This window comes from Stutzerimonas kirkiae, assembly GCF_004327335.1.
In the GTDB taxonomy this organism is placed as follows: Bacteria; Pseudomonadota; Gammaproteobacteria; order Pseudomonadales; family Pseudomonadaceae; genus Stutzerimonas; species Stutzerimonas kirkiae.
Window position 1 is genome coordinate 24,608 of record NZ_QJUO01000003.1, and the last position, 14,353, is coordinate 38,960.

The 14,353-nt window shown below is 64.7% G+C and carries 8 protein-coding genes; 3 read left to right on the forward strand and 5 right to left on the reverse strand.

The window, feature by feature from the left end:
• Positions 1–66 precede the first annotated feature (66 nt).
• Complete coding sequence (locus DNJ95_RS02985) at positions 67–2,829, reverse strand: response regulator (protein WP_181953366.1); 2,763 nt, start codon at positions 2,827–2,829, stop codon at positions 67–69.
• Positions 2,830–3,073: 244 nt separating this feature from the next.
• Positions 3,074–3,700 (reverse strand): trimeric intracellular cation channel family protein, encoded by a 627-nt coding sequence (locus DNJ95_RS02990; protein WP_131183237.1) that lies wholly within the window; start codon positions 3,698–3,700, stop codon positions 3,074–3,076.
• A 120-nt stretch (positions 3,701–3,820) separates the two neighbouring features.
• Here DNJ95_RS02990 and DNJ95_RS02995 point away from each other — a divergent pair, with 120 nt between their 5' ends.
• Positions 3,821–4,717: an HTH-type transcriptional regulator ArgP gene (locus tag DNJ95_RS02995; protein ID WP_131183238.1), complete on the forward strand. Its 897-nt coding sequence runs from the start codon at positions 3,821–3,823 to the stop codon at positions 4,715–4,717.
• Between the two features lie 234 nt (positions 4,718–4,951).
• On the opposite strand, the gene DNJ95_RS03000 is transcribed toward DNJ95_RS02995, so the two are convergent.
• Genes DNJ95_RS03000 through DNJ95_RS03010 form a run of 3 tightly spaced genes read right to left on the reverse strand, consistent with a single transcriptional unit; the run spans position 4,952 to position 9,766 of the window.
• On the reverse strand, positions 4,952–6,733 hold the full coding sequence (locus DNJ95_RS03000) for an ABC transporter ATP-binding protein (protein WP_131183239.1): 1,782 nt from the start codon (positions 6,731–6,733) through the stop codon (positions 4,952–4,954).
• The gene (locus tag DNJ95_RS03005) at positions 6,730–8,496 is read right to left on the reverse strand and encodes an ABC transporter ATP-binding protein (protein WP_131183240.1); all 1,767 of its coding nucleotides are present in this window, start codon (positions 8,494–8,496) and stop codon (positions 6,730–6,732) included. The genes DNJ95_RS03000 and DNJ95_RS03005 overlap by 4 nt, the downstream gene beginning before the upstream one ends.
• The gene (locus DNJ95_RS03010; protein ID WP_131183241.1) at positions 8,486–9,766 is read right to left on the reverse strand and encodes an MFS transporter; all 1,281 of its coding nucleotides are present in this window, start codon (positions 9,764–9,766) and stop codon (positions 8,486–8,488) included. The genes DNJ95_RS03005 and DNJ95_RS03010 overlap by 11 nt, the downstream gene beginning before the upstream one ends.
• Positions 9,767–9,993: 227 nt before the next feature.
• On the opposite strand from DNJ95_RS03010, the gene DNJ95_RS03015 reads away from it, so the two are divergent.
• Both DNJ95_RS03015 and DNJ95_RS03020 read left to right on the forward strand, forming a co-directional pair.
• A complete protein-coding gene (locus DNJ95_RS03015; RefSeq protein WP_131183242.1) occupies positions 9,994–11,013 on the forward strand; it encodes a helix-turn-helix transcriptional regulator in 1,020 nt (339 codons plus the stop codon).
• Positions 11,014–11,434: 421 nt separating this feature from the next.
• Positions 11,435–14,299 carry a TonB-dependent receptor domain-containing protein gene (locus DNJ95_RS03020; protein ID WP_131183243.1) on the forward strand — a complete coding sequence of 955 codons (2,865 nt, stop codon included), beginning with the start codon at positions 11,435–11,437 and terminating at the stop codon, positions 14,297–14,299.
• Positions 14,300–14,353 lie beyond the last annotated feature (54 nt).

A 14,353-nucleotide genomic window follows, 5' to 3' on the forward strand; every position in this document is an offset into this window, starting at 1 on the left:
GCCCCCGGACATTCGTTCACCAATGGTGCATGCGGCATCGCGGCAGGGGTGGCGCCAGGCTCTGCTTCAGCCTGTTCGATCCTGCTGCCTGGTAGCCTGCAACAGCCGCACGATGGCGGCATCGAGTTCGTCCAGGGCTATTTCCGCGCTGTAGTGCTCCTGCTTGAGCAGGATTTCGCTGCGCTGGCAGGCGTTGCGCAATTGCGGGACGCCACTGTAGCGGGTGGCGCCATGCAGGCGATGCACCCGCTCCAGCAATGCCTGCCTGTCGTTCGTGTCACGGGCCTGGCGAATGGCCTGGCGTTCGTCTTCGAGCGATTCCAGCAGCATGTCCAGCATCTCGGCCGCCAGTTCCGGCTTGCCCGCCGCCAGGCGCAGGCCTTCTTCGTGATCCAGCACCTTCGCTTCGTTTTTCACCAGCGGCGTATCGACCCCTTGTTTGCCGCCCTGCGGGCGCAGGTTGAGGCCGGTCCACTTGAGGACGATCTGCTCCAGTTGGCGTTCGCTGATCGGCTTGGTCAGGTAGTCGTCCAGGCCGCTCTGCAGCAGCGAGCGCTTTTCACTGGCCATGGCGTGGGCGGTCAGCGCCACGATCGGTGTGGTGCGGGCGCCGCTGCTTTGCTCCCACTGGCGTATGGCCTCGGTGGTCTGGCGGCCATCCATGCCCGGCATCTGTATGTCCATCAGTACCATGTCGAAGGTTTGCTGGCTGATGGTCTCGAGGGCCTTGCGACCGCTATCCACGGCTACCACTTGCGCGCCCATATCCCGCAGCAGGGTTTCCACCAGCATCAGGTTGGCCGGGTTGTCGTCGACACACAGCAGGCGTGCCGGATGGCTGTCGCTGGCCGGCGCGGTGCCGCTGGTGATCTGTTGCGGGCAGCAGAACTCCAGCAATGCCTGCTGCAGCTTGCGGGTGGCGGTGGGTTTGCTTTGCAACTGGAGACCGGCATGGGGCTCCGGGAGTATCTCGTGATAGCGCGCCTGCTCGGTGGTCGGGCAGAGCACGATGCACTTGCAGCCGAGGTCGATGATTTCCTGCAGCTTCTGGTAGAGGCGGTGGGGCGTGCCATCCTGTTGCGTGATGCCCAGGATGGCAATGCCGATGCGTTGCCCGGGTTCCGCGCTGCTCAGGTCCTGGCGCAGTTGTTCCAGGTTGTCGTATGCCGTCACCTGCAAACCACAGCTCTCGAGCTGGTGCTGCAAGGCCTGGCGAGTCAGCGGGTGTGCCTCGAACAGGGCCACGCGGCGTCCGAGCAGCGCCATGTGCGGCAGGTCCTCGATGTCGTCGCGCGCTTTCGGCAATTTCAGCCTGATCCAGAATTCGGAGCCTTCCTCGAGAATGCTGTCGACGCCGATCTCGCCGCCCATCTGCTCGATCAACCGGCGTGAAATGACCAGGCCGAGGCCAGTGCCGCCAGGTTGGCGGGACAGCGAGTTGTCCGCCTGGCTGAAGGCCTGGAACAGGGCGCGTATGTCCTGCTCGGTGAGGCCGATGCCGGTGTCCTGGACACTGATGCGCAACTGGGGACATTCGCTGTCCTCCTCCTCGAGCATGGCGCGCACGGTGATGCAGCCCTGGCTGGTGAACTTGATGGCATTGCTGACCAGGTTGGTCAGTACCTGGCGCAGCCGCAGCGGGTCGCCGATCAGCGACAGCGGCGTATCCCGATAGACCAGGCTGACCAGCTCCAGGTGTTTCTCGTGGGCGGAGGGCGCGAGAATGGTCAGGGTGTCCTCGATCAGGTCGCGCAGGTTGAAGGGGATGTTCTCCAGTACCAGTTTGCCGGCCTCGATCTTCGAGAAGTCGAGGATTTCATTGATGATCGCCAGCAGGTTGTCGGCGGATTTCTCTATGGTGCCGAGATAATCCTGCTGGCGTGGCGTGAGGTCGCTTTTCTGCAGCAAGTGGGTGAAGCCGAGGATGCCGTTGAGCGGCGTGCGAATTTCATGGCTCATGTTGGCGAGGAACTCCGACTTGATGCGGCTCGCCTCCAGCGCCTCCTTGCGCGCCATATCCAGCTCGATGTTCTGGATCTCGATGGTCTCCAGGTTCTGCTGCACGTCCTCGGTGGCCTGGTCGATGCTTTGCTGCAGTTCTTCCCGTGCGCTGAGCAGGGCCTCGGCCATGCGATTGATGCCCGAGGCGAGTTCGTCCATCTCATGCCCACCGAGGGCCGGCAGGCGGGTTTCCAGGTGTCCTTCCTTGAGCTGGGCGACCGTATGCTTGATGCGTTGCAGTGGCAGGCTGATGCTGCGGCCCATGCGCAGGGCGAACAGGGCCGTGATCACCAGGCCGGCGCCGATCAGCAGCAGGCTGGTGAACAGGCTGCGGTAGCCGCGTACCAGGGTGGCATGGTGCGACAGTTCCAGGTCCAGCCAGCCGATCAGGCGCACATCGTCGCCGCGCAGATCGTCCTCCAGATGCAGGTGGCGGGCCTGGACCGGCATCAGGATACGTGTGGTGTCGAGGCTGCTGACATGGGTCAGGTCCTGCGGGTCGCTGGGCGGCGGCGGCGTGAGCATACTGGGGCCGGCATGGAGCTTCAGTGTGCGCTCGGGATCGAGGATCGCCACCGCCCTGACATCGGGGTGATCCAGCATCTGGTTGAGGATGCGCTGCAACCGCCAGTCCTGCCCTTGGGCGATAGGGGAGGCGACCAGGGGCGCCAGTTGCCTGGCGATCAACTGGCCGCGTTCGTCGAGTTGCTGGTGCATCTGCGCAAGCTGCGACCAGGAAAAATAACCGCCCAGGGCAATGGCCAGCAGGCTCCCAGGCAGTAGTGTCAGGACCAGCAGGCGGGTTCTGATTCCCAGATCTTTGAACACGTTCCATCTCCCCCGGCCTGGCACGCCGCAGACTTCGAGCCGACTCCAAGTGTAGCGGCTCGCTGTGGCGATTGGGGCAATATTGGCAACAGACCCAGGGCAATCGCACAGGGACGATGAGCCCGAGGCCGCGCTTTACGATCCTGAAGCCAGACACACTATTGCCAATCCGCTCCGCGGCGAGGCGGCGCACGATTACCCGGCTTCCATGGCCATTGAGCGGGAAGCAGCCCTGGCCGGGCGGTCAGTCCAGGCCGCGGATATCCTTGTCCTGGAAGCTGGGCAGCCGCCAATGGAAGGCCACGGCCAGTACACGGAACAGGAAGCCGCTGCCCAGTGCGAGCAGCGAAGCGCTGTTGCTGCCGATGCCCGCATGCAGCAAGGCCACGTACAGCAGGCCGGTGAACAGGGCGACGGTGGCATAGAGTTCGCGCTGCAGCACCATCGGCACCTGGGTGCAGAGCATGTCGCGCAGCAGGCCGCCGAAAATGCCGGTGATGACGCCGGCCAGGACCACGATCGACGGGTGTGAGCCCATGCTCATGGCGACATCGCAGCCGATCACGGTGAATGCCACCAGGCCCAGGCCATCGACCAGCAGGAAGACCATCCGCAGGTGGTGCAGGTGGCGGGCGATGAAGCCGGTGACGATGGCGGCGCCGATGGTGAAGGTCAGGTACTCGGGGTTGGCTATCCAGCCGACCGGGTAGTGTCCCAGCAGGATATCCCGTGCGGTGCCGCCACCCAGCGCGGTGACGCTGCCCAGCAGGCAGATGCCGAACAGGTCCATGCCCTTGCGCATGCCCATGATGGCGCCGGACATGGCTTCGGCGGTGATCGCGATCAGGTAGATGGTATGCAGTAGCGTCACTGTCGTCTCCACGGTGCCCGGGGCTGAAAAGTGCGCGATTATGGGGCAGACTGGTGGCCGGATAGCTATGGCTAAGTATTTATAGGCCAGGCAAAATTTTTCTTAATCAAGGGCGGCAGCATGAATCTCGACCCCAGGCAGACCGAGGCTTTTCGCGTGGTGATCGAAACCGGCAGCTTCGAACAGGCCGCCGTACGCCTGCACCTGACGCCGCCAGCCATTTCCCAGCGGGTACGGGCGCTGGAAAGTACGCTGGGCAGCGCCCTGGTGGTGCGCAGCCGTCCATGCCGGGCCACGGAGGCCGGCCAGCGCCTGCTGCAATACCTGCGGCGGGCGATGCTGCTGGAGGACGATCTGCTGGCCGCGCTGGCGCAGCGCGAGGATGCGCCGCTGGTGGTGGTGGCCGCCCTCAACGCCGATAGCCTGGGCACCTGGTTCTTTCCCGCGCTGGCCGAGGTGCTGATTCGCGAACGCGTGCTGCTCGACCTGACGGTCGAGGACCAGGACCACACCTACAACCTGCTGGAGAGTGGCCTGGCGATCGCCTGCATCAGCACCGAAGCCCGGCCGATGCGCGGCTGCAGCGCCAGCGCGCTGGGGCGCATGCGCTATCGCCTGGTGGCCTCGCGGGATTTCGTCCGGCGCAGCTTCTCCGCAGGCTTCACCCGCGAGGCCGCGCGCAGGGCGCCGGTGGTCGCCTATACCCGCAAGGACACCCTGCAATCCTCGTTCCTCCTGCGGCGCTTCGGGCTGCCCGCGGGCGCCTACCCCAGCCACTACGTGCCGGGAGCCGAGCCGCATTTCAACGCCATCCGCCACGGGCTGGGCTACGGCATGGTGCCCGAGCTGCTGCTGAGCGATGTCCTGGCCTCGGGGGAAATGCTCGACCTGGCGGCGGATGAGCCGCTGGACATCTCCCTTTACTGGCACACCTGGACCGTGCAATCGCCCAGGATGGAACACCTGTCCCGGCAGATCATCGAGGCGGCGCCGAAGATCCTGGCGTGGCCGCTCTAGTGTCACGACACGCATCAACTGTCGGCATGTGGTCAGCTCTCTGTGGGGCGGGGTAGGGTGCGCCGTGCGCACCTGGGATAGATGTGCCGATCGTTCAGGTACGCGCGGCGCACCGACAAGGCGGCCGTCCGCGACATTTGATCGTTGACGCCAACCAGGGCCGAATGCCATGCCGGGCCATGTGGGGCGGTGGCGCAGGCGCTGGATTGCCTGGTGCGCGACCGCCACGATCGCTCAAGCCCCCACGTGCCAGTCCTTGGCCCGCTGCTGCGCTTGCCACATGCGCGCGTAGCGCCCCGCGCGTGCCAGCAGTTCGGCGTGCCGGCCTGTTTCGAGCACCTGGCCGTCGTCGATCACCAGGATCTGGTCGGCCGCCGCGATGGTGGAGAGTCGGTGGGCGATAACGATCACCGTGCGTTCGCGCACCAGCGTGTCGATGGCCGCCTGCACTGCCACCTCGCTTTCGGTGTCCAGCGCGGCGGTGGGTTCGTCCAGGATCACGATCGGCGCGTCCTTGAGTATGGCGCGGGCGATGCTGATGCGCTGGCGTTCGCCACCCGACAGCCGCCCGCCGATGTCGCCCACGCGGGTCCGGTAGCCTTCGGGCAGGCGCTGGATGAAGGTGTGGCAGTGCGCCGCGCGCGCGGCAGCTTCCACTTCTTCGTCGCTGGCCTCGGGCCGGGCCATGCGGATATTGGCGAGGATGCTGTCGTCGAACAGGTAGACATCCTGGAACACCACCGACACCAGCGCGTTCAGCCGCTCCGGCGGCAGGCTGCGGATGTTCACGCCGCCGATCAGGATGCGCCCGGCCTGCGGGTCGGCATGGCGCATCAACAGGCGCGCCACGGTGGATTTGCCCGCGCCGGACGGCCCCACCAGCGCGGTCAGGCCGTGGGCGGGCAGTACGGCCGAGAAGTCGCGTAGCGTGGGCCGTTCGCTGCCCGCATAGGCGAAGCTCACATCGACGAAGTTCACCTCGAAATGCGCCGGCTCGCCCGTCGGGGCCTGCTGCGGCAACGGCGCGATCGACAGTAGTGCGTCGATCTTGCCCAGCGCCGCTTCGATCAGGTCGATGACCTTGGCGTACAGCACGAAGGTCGCCAGCGGTTCGGCAAAGCGCACCACGATTACCAGCAGCGCCGCCAGCACCGCCACCTCCAGCGAGCCCTGTAGCACCAGCAACGTGCCGAGGAACACCACCAGCAGGATGCCCAGCTCCATCACCGTGGCCAGGATCAAGTTCGGCTTGGCGCCTTTCTTCTGGCCGATGGTCTGGATGGCCTGCAGATGCGCGAAGCCGGCCTGCAGGCGCTCGGCCTTGGCGCCGGTGCAGCAGGCCGCGCGCAGCACCGGCAGGCCCTGGGTGTATTCCAGGATGTCGGCACCGGTGCGCGCGTTGGCATCGGCCAGCATGCGCAGGCCACGCCCATAGGCTGGCCGCCGCCAGCGGTACAGTGGGATCAGCAGCGGGAACAGCGCCAGCAGCAGCAACCCCAGGCGCCAGTCGAAATACAGCGCCGCCAGCGCCACCACCAGCGGCGTGATGAGCGCATGGGCCATCAGGCCGGCCACGGTCAGCAGGTAGCTCAGGTTCTCATCGACGCTGCCCAGCAACGTGGCATGGACCTCGCCAGCGCGCTTGTCCTGCAGGCGTTCCAGCGGAATGCGGCGCAACTGCTGGCCCAGCGCGCTGCGCAGCTCGTGGGTGTTCTGCACCATGTCGCCGCAATAGTCGAAGCCCTGCGCCCACCAGCGGAGCAGGGTGCTCGCCAGCATCAGCGCCGTCATCGCCAGCAGCCAGGGCCATGCAGACTGCCAGTCGGCTACCGGGATCAGTGCCCGGAACAGCGGCATCAGGCAGGCCAGCGCCAGGCCCTGTACGGCGGCGGCTAGGCCCAGGCCGATCAGGCTGGCGCGCAGGTGCGGCGCGCGGCTACGGGCGCTGGCCATCAACTGGCGCCATGTCTCGCGCAGTGGGGTGACCCGCGCCGAGGTGGTATTACCTGTGCTCATGCCCGCTCTCCCGCCAGTGCCCAGTGTTGTGCCCGTTCGTAATTGCGCCACAGCCGGGCATAGACGCCTTCCTCGGCCACCAGCGTGTCATGTCGGCCGCGTTCGACCAGCCGGCCCCGGTCGAACACCAGGATCTGGTCCGCGTCGCGGATGGTCGAAAGCCGGTGCGCCACCATCAGCACCGTCTTGCCGCGCACCAGGTTCGCCAGCGCCGCCACCAGTGCCGCCTCGTTCTCCGGGTCGGCGAAGGCCGTGGCTTCGTCCAGCACCAGGATTGGCCGGTTCTGCAGGATGGCGCGGGCGATGCTGATGCGCTGGCGCTGTCCACCCGAAAGAAAGATGCCGCGCTCGCCGGCCGGCGTGTCGTAGCCCTGTGGCAGCGCCATGATGAACTCGTGCGCCTGTGCCGCCCGGGCGGCGGCGATCACCTCGTCGATGCCCGCATCGGGCAGGCCCAGGCGGATGTTGTCGGCAATGCTGTCGGCAAACAGAAAGGTGTCCTGGAACACGAAGGCCACCTGCCGCATCAGCGTTTCGGGCAGCATCTCGCGCACATCCACGCCGCCCACCCGGATGCAGCCCGCGCTCACCTCCCAGAAGCGCGGGATCAGTCGCGCCACCGTGGTCTTGCCCGCGCCCGACGGCCCCACCAGCGCCGTGATGCTGCCCTGCGGCACGCTAAAGCTCACGTCCTCCAGCACCCGCGGGCCACCTTCCGCGTAACGGAAGTCCACCCGCTCGAAGACCACGCTGGCGTTTCGTGGTGTCCGCGCCCGCGTGGCCTCCGGCACCGGCAGCGGCGGTACGGCCATTACCTCGTGGATGCGCTGGATGCTCATCTCGGTCTTGCCGACCAGGTGCTTGAGCGAGATCAGCGGCATCAACGATTCGGCCATGCCGGTGCCCACCAGCAGCGCCGCCAGCCAGGCGGCGGTGTCCAGTGCATCGTGGCTCACCAGCCAGGCGCCCAGCCACACCAGTACGGCCAGCGTCGGCAGCGGATTGAGGATGGCCTGCGCCAGGCGCGAAGACACCCCCGCCATGCGATACCAGCGCGTCACCACCTCGCGATAGGCGTCCAGCGCCCGCTGGTAGCGGCCGAAGGTCACCGTGCCGGTATCGAAGGTGCGCACCACCGGCATGGCCTGCACATATTCCACCACCGCCTGGCCGACGTTCTCTCCGGCTGCGTTGTACTGTCGCATCATGTCCTGGCTGCCACGCAGCGCCAGCGCCATCACCGCCAGGCCCACCGCCAGCACCGCCGTGGCCGCCAGCGCCAGGCGCCAGTCCAGCCACCACAGCAGCGCGAAGGTCAGCAGCGGCGAGACGTAGGCGCGCGCGTACAGCGGCGTGCTGTCGGCCACGAACACGTGCAGCGCCTTCACATCTTCCATCAGTACCTTGCCCAGCGCCCCGGAACCGGTCTGCTGCACATAGCCCAGCGGCACCCGCGCCAAGTGCTCGGACAGCTCGGTGCGCAGCCGCGTCTCCAACCGGAAGGCGGCGAAATGCGACTGGTTGAAGGCGGCCAGCCGCAGTACATAGCCCAGCACCGTCAGCGCCGCCGCCAGCAGCAGGGGCAGCCACGGCCACTGGCCGGGTGCCACCAGCAGCGCATGCACCGACCAGGCCAATGCGCCCTGCGCACCCAGCGCCGCCAGCGTGGCGCTGCCCGCCAGCGCCAGCGCCAGGCGGATCTGCCCGCGCACCGGGTGGATGATGGCCCATGCACTCTTGTCTCCCGACTTGTCAGCGGCCATGCGTAGCCTCCACTTGCGTGCTGGACGAGAGCCTCTCGGCACCTGCCTGGCGCCTGACCGCGAGCAGCGCGATCAGCGTCAGCCCCGCGGCCAGCCCGAAGCAGAACGCATAGCCCAGGTGCTGGGCCAGCCAACCCCCGGCCACGCCGCAGGCCACGGCCAGCAGCGCGTCGGCGCTCTGGAAAATGGTGAAGTCCACTCCCGCTTGCAGCGGCGAGGCGATCCCCATCAGTGCCGAGTACAGCGCCACCCACAGGCAGCCCAGCACCGCGAACAGCAGCCCCAGCAGAACCGTCAACCCGGCCAGCGATGCGGGGGCCGCGGCCACGCTCAGCAGCGCGAACACGGCGGCCTTGAGCGCCAGCGCGATCCACACCGCCCGCCAGCCTGGCGCTGCGCGCACCAGCACACCGCCCAGCACCGCGCCGGTCAGCCCGGCGACGATGTGCAGTGAGCCGAACAGCCAGCCCACCTGCTCCAGGCTCATGCCGCGATCGAGCATGAACGGACCGAACATGCCCAGCGTCAGCCGCACGCCGAGGCTCGACAGCAGTAACAGCGTCAGCCCGATCTGCACCTGCGGGCGGCGCAGCGCATGCAGCAGGCCGGGGCGGTGGCCCTGGGCCGCCAACGCGCGCGCGCGCGGCGGCTCGCGCAGCGGCAGCATCGGCACGCTCAGCAACACGATCGCCAGGCTGGCCGCCAGCAGCGCCCACGGCCAGCCGAACCGCCCGGCCACCAGCAGGAAGCCGCCAGCGCCGAGCATCGCGCCGACGTAGCTGCCGCCCACCTGTGCCACGTTGCCCCAGCCGCGCTGACGGCTGGCCAACTGATCCACGGTGAAGCCGTCGCTGGCCACGTCGCTGGTGGCCGCCACCAGCGCCGCCAGCAGCAGGCCACCGAGAATCCAGCCGGCATGCCCGTCCAGGAAGAAGTACCCGCCAAGCCCCGCCAGACCCAGGCCCAGCAGGATCGCCGCGATCAGCCACTGGCCCGCCAGCACCAGGGTGCGTGAGCGTCGCTCCAGCCGCCCGGCCGGCAGGCGCCAGCGCTCCACCGCCGGTGCCCACAGGAAGCGAATGCCCCAGGGTATCCACAGCAGGGCGGTCAGCCCGGCCACCTCCAGCGAAGCACCGGCATCGCGCAGCAACGAAGGCAGCGCCTGGGTGGTCATGGCCGTGATGACGGTCTGGCTGATATAGATGCCCGCGATGGCGGGCAGCACCTGCCGCGCACTCAGGCGCGGCGAGGCGGTAGAAGGGTTCGACATGAAGGAAATCCGCAATCCGTTGATTGGCTGGAGATCGTCGTTCGCCCATGGCGAGCGTGTACCGAGGACATTGATGGTCGTGCCTGAATGGAGAAGAATCGTGCCTGTTGCGTGCTTATTCGAACAAAACCAATGTAAACGACAATCGTTATTGACTATGATTGGCCGGATGGAGAAACGCCGCTAACGGTTTCCAGGAAAAACTTGACTTTCTCAGGATAAATTTCATGCAGGGGACGACACCGATACGGTCCGGCCAGCCGGCTCTGGAGCCGACCCAACTGCAGCAGGACGGCCTGCAATCCGTGGATGAGCGCTGGCGGCACGCCATGTACCTGCACCAGCCCTGCGAAGGCCTGTACGTCAGTTGCATCAACGGCCGTCCCGCTAGCCAGTGGGCATTCCGCGCCGAAGGCCCACCCGCTTTCAGCATCAACATCCTGCTCGAAGGGCGCATACAGACCGCTCTCGATGATGGCAGCGTGCTCGACGTGCGCTCCGGCTCCGCCATCCTGATGGCGTCCGGTCAGCACGTTTCCGGCTGGGACGTGCTCGACGGCAAGTCCGAGGGCGCCTTCCGCCTGGCCAGCATCCATATCCCGCAAGCCGTCATGAGCAGCCTGACCGGCCTGGAGATGGACGAGCTGCGCCGCCGCGCCCACGCCATCGGCGGCAGCCAGTCGCATATCGACGCCTTCCTGGCCGCCATTCCTGCTTCCAGCGGCCTGCGGCGCGTGGCCAGCGATCTCATCGGTCTGAGCAGCGGTCATCCCGGCGCTTGTCTTGCGCGCGACCTCTACCTGCGCGCCAAGGCCTTCGAGGCCATCGCCTGCTTCGTGCAGGAAAACCTGACGCGGCGGCAGGCGGCGCTACCCGTGCCCGGCGACCGTGCGCGGCTGGTCGAGGCGCGTGCCCTGCTGGAGCAGGGCTACGAGCAGAACTGGACCCTGCAAACCCTGTCGCGCGCCGTGGGGTTGCACGAAAAACGCCTGCAGTCGGGTTTCCAGGCGCTGTTCGGCGGCTCGGTGCATGCCTGCCTCACCCGCATTCGCATCAATGCCGCCATCACCCAACTGCAACGCGGCGTCTCCGTGACCGAAACCGCCTTCAATTGCGGCTTCGCCAACCTCAGCTATTTCAGCCGGGTGTTCCGCAGCCACACCGGCCTCTCGCCCAAGCAGTGTGCAATGGGCGGCAACCCCAGGATGCCGCCGCTGGCCGGCGATGCCTTCCAGGCCCTGAACTGAACTGCGGCAAGAGCCTGCCCGCGAGCCTTGCGCGGCTTCTCCATAATGACATCGACAGTGCGGCGTACGGCACTGGGCGTCATTCCTGAGGGCCGAGCCATACCCACCGGGGAACCCGGCTGTTTCAATTGCTCAAGCGCCAGCAAGCACGCTGCCGGTTTCAGCGCCTCGTCGAAAAAAATCCTGGGAAAGTCAAGTTTTTCCTGAATACCGTTAGCGGTCATGGATGTCATTGCCAATCATTCACATCCAGCCTGGCCGTGGATCGCCTTCTGCCGCCACCCGCCTTGATATCCGCGTCGTTCCAGCACGGGACTGGCCTGGTGCGGATGGGGTTTTGCGCAGGCGGGGGATGTGGCGGTCTTCGCTGGTTTTTGCAACGGATTCTTTTTTGACTTTGTATCTTGCGGGGGAGATTTTCATGACATTCAGCAACAGCGTGGCCGAGACGCCACCGATGGCGCGCACTAACCTGCACCGGGCAACTGCCGCAACCCCGTGCGAGCGGGGCATGCCGGCCCTGCGGCCCAACCGGGTGTGGTTGGCCGTGGCCCTGGCGCTGGCCGGTCCGTACGCGCTGGCGCAGCCAGCCCAGCCTGAACCGCAGGCGCAGAATACCCGGCAGGCCAGCGACACCATGCATACCCTCGATGAGGTGACGGTGATCGGTAGCGCCGAAGAAGAAAAGAAGATCGGCATTAGCGAGGGGGCTGACCAGGAACTGATCGAACGGCGTAATGCCAGCCATATGAGCGACCTGATCGACCAGATCTCGGGCACCTCGGTCAATAGCCTCTATGCGCGGCCGGAAGTGTCGGTAGGCGTGCAGGGTATTGCCGGGCATGGGCGTGTGGCGCAATCGCTCGAGGGCATCACCCAGAATTTCCATGCCTTTACCAAAGACATTGGGCAAACGGGTTCTATCTTCGTTGACCCCCAGTTCCTGAAGTCCATTGACGTAACCCGGGGGGTCAATAGCAGCACCGGAAGCCTGGGGAGTTTGGGGGGGGCGGTCGATTTCAAATACCTTGACCTCGATGACATATTGCTTCCCGACAGAAGCATGGGCGGTATGGTTCGGGGTTCCACCGGGTTCAGCAAATACGCTAACGGCCAGAAAACCTCGGGTTCGGCTTTTCTGGCCAGCCGCACCGAACGCTGGGATTTCATGCTGGGCGCGTCCGACAGTGAGAATGACGCCTACAGCGTCGGCAGCCATTTCAATGAAGGGGATATGCTGCGCTATACCCATGCCAAGAATTTTGGATTTTGGCTTAACGACGGAGCACAACAGCAATCACCGAGCAACTGCCGCTATTCGGGAATACTGGGAATGTCGGGAGGATTCCAGGACGGCTTCCACAATTGCCAGTTCAACAAGCAGCAAGTGCAATGGCTGAAACAGGCTGCCAAATCAGGCGCGCTGACCGGTACCGAGAAGGAAGGCGATTCCCAGATGCTGAGAGTGCGTCATTACTTCAACGATGCCTATGACCAGAGTCTGGAACTGTTCGCCACCACCAGCCATGCAAAATACCAGACCGATCAGGAGCCGGAGGTATGGGTGCCGACGGATGGCGGAAATGCCTATTGGGGGAAGAAGATCTGGTCTGTCGGCGCGGAATTGGACAATCAGGTGATCAGTCTGAAATACAAGGGGGCCTTTTCCGATTGGGTCAACCCGGAAGTGCATTTTTATCACGAAAAGCAGGAACGAGAACAGCGCTGGACAGGTGTCCCAGGTTCATACGGCATGGGAGAACCCATGCATTATTTCGTCGAAAATGCATCGAACGGATTGAAGATCAGCAACGCCAGTCATTTCGATGCACCGAAGATAGGTCCTCTGCGGCTGGATACCGGGCTGGAATTACGGCGCACGGATAAAGAAGTCGACAGTCTGACCGAGGATCAGTGGTATCAAAAGCATCAGCAAAGCCTGGGGTACGATTATAAGGAGCTGGTATGGGATCCGGATTCCCGCAACGATACCCTGGCGCTGGCGTTAGCATTAAGCACCGAGGACAGCGGCCCATGGCAGGCCAGCGTTGGGGTTGGCTGGCAGCGCGTATCAATGGACGTCTATTCGCCGATGTTCGAGTCCGGGAATATCACCAAGGCGGGTACACTGCCAACTTACGGATCTCTTAGAAATCTTTATCGCAGCCAGGGGTATTCGTCCAGCGAGGCCCGGCAAATGGCTTTGGCTGCAGCATCGGAATATATCAAAGATTTTCATATCGATGATGATAGCGGTGACACTCGCTATATTTCTGACAACCAGAAGCATAACTACAACCTGAAGTCAGCCAATTTCGGGCTGCAATATACCCGGCCGGGTTCCGGTCTGACCACCTACGCCAGCATCGGCTACGGCGAGCGCGCGCCCACCAGCAATGAAATGTATATCAACGGCGTGTGGATGAGACAGGGCTTTACCGCCAACCCCGACCTAGAACCGGAAAAAAATATATCCCTGCAACTGGGCGCGAATTACCAGCGTGCCGGTTGGCTGGCGCGCGAAGATAAGATCGATGTGGGCGTCGGCTTCTACCGCAACCATATCCGTAATTATATTGGCTACGGCCCTATCGTAAGAAGTGGTGAGCCGCTTAACGAACAGGGCGGTACGCAGGTAGCCAACAGTTACGTCGCCAATGTCAATAATCTGGAGACTGTGATTCGCCAGGGGTTCGAGCTAAATCTGGCCTATCGCCAGCCGCTGTTCTATCTGCGCGGTAATTTGACCATTCCGCTACGCCACGACAACAAGATGTGCAGTTGGCAGTCGCCTAGCGGGCAAGCTTATTACAGGAGCACGGATACTGATGACAACACCGTCTATACCCCGATGGGCAAGGGCAAACGCCTGTGCTATTCCGGCTGGAACTGGATGGAAACCAGCCTGATCGAGCCGATCCGCGGCAGCCTGACCGCCGCGCTGACGCCCTATGAGGGCAAGCTGGAACTGGGCGCCACCACGCATTTCCGCGGCAAACAGCGCGCCGCCTACTATTACGTCGATAGCGTTCAAAGCTCTGGCAGCGCTCATCCCGGCAATAGTTCTTCGGCAGCGTTGCCGAGTGACAATGGCTGGATAGATGCCTATCTCTGGCCCAGGGTGGTCAAGCTGGATTTGTTCGCCAACTACCGTTTCAACGAGCAGCTCAAGGTCGGCCTCTATCTGGCCAACCTGACCGACGAGATGGAGGCCACGCCGACCACGCTGGGCTACAACTTCTACCCCGGCCGCACCCTGACCGGCAATCTGGAGTACCGCTTTTAGGATTTCTCCGCTTCGAGCCTGGACTGTTGCCTGCTGGAAACCCGCCGTGGCGGG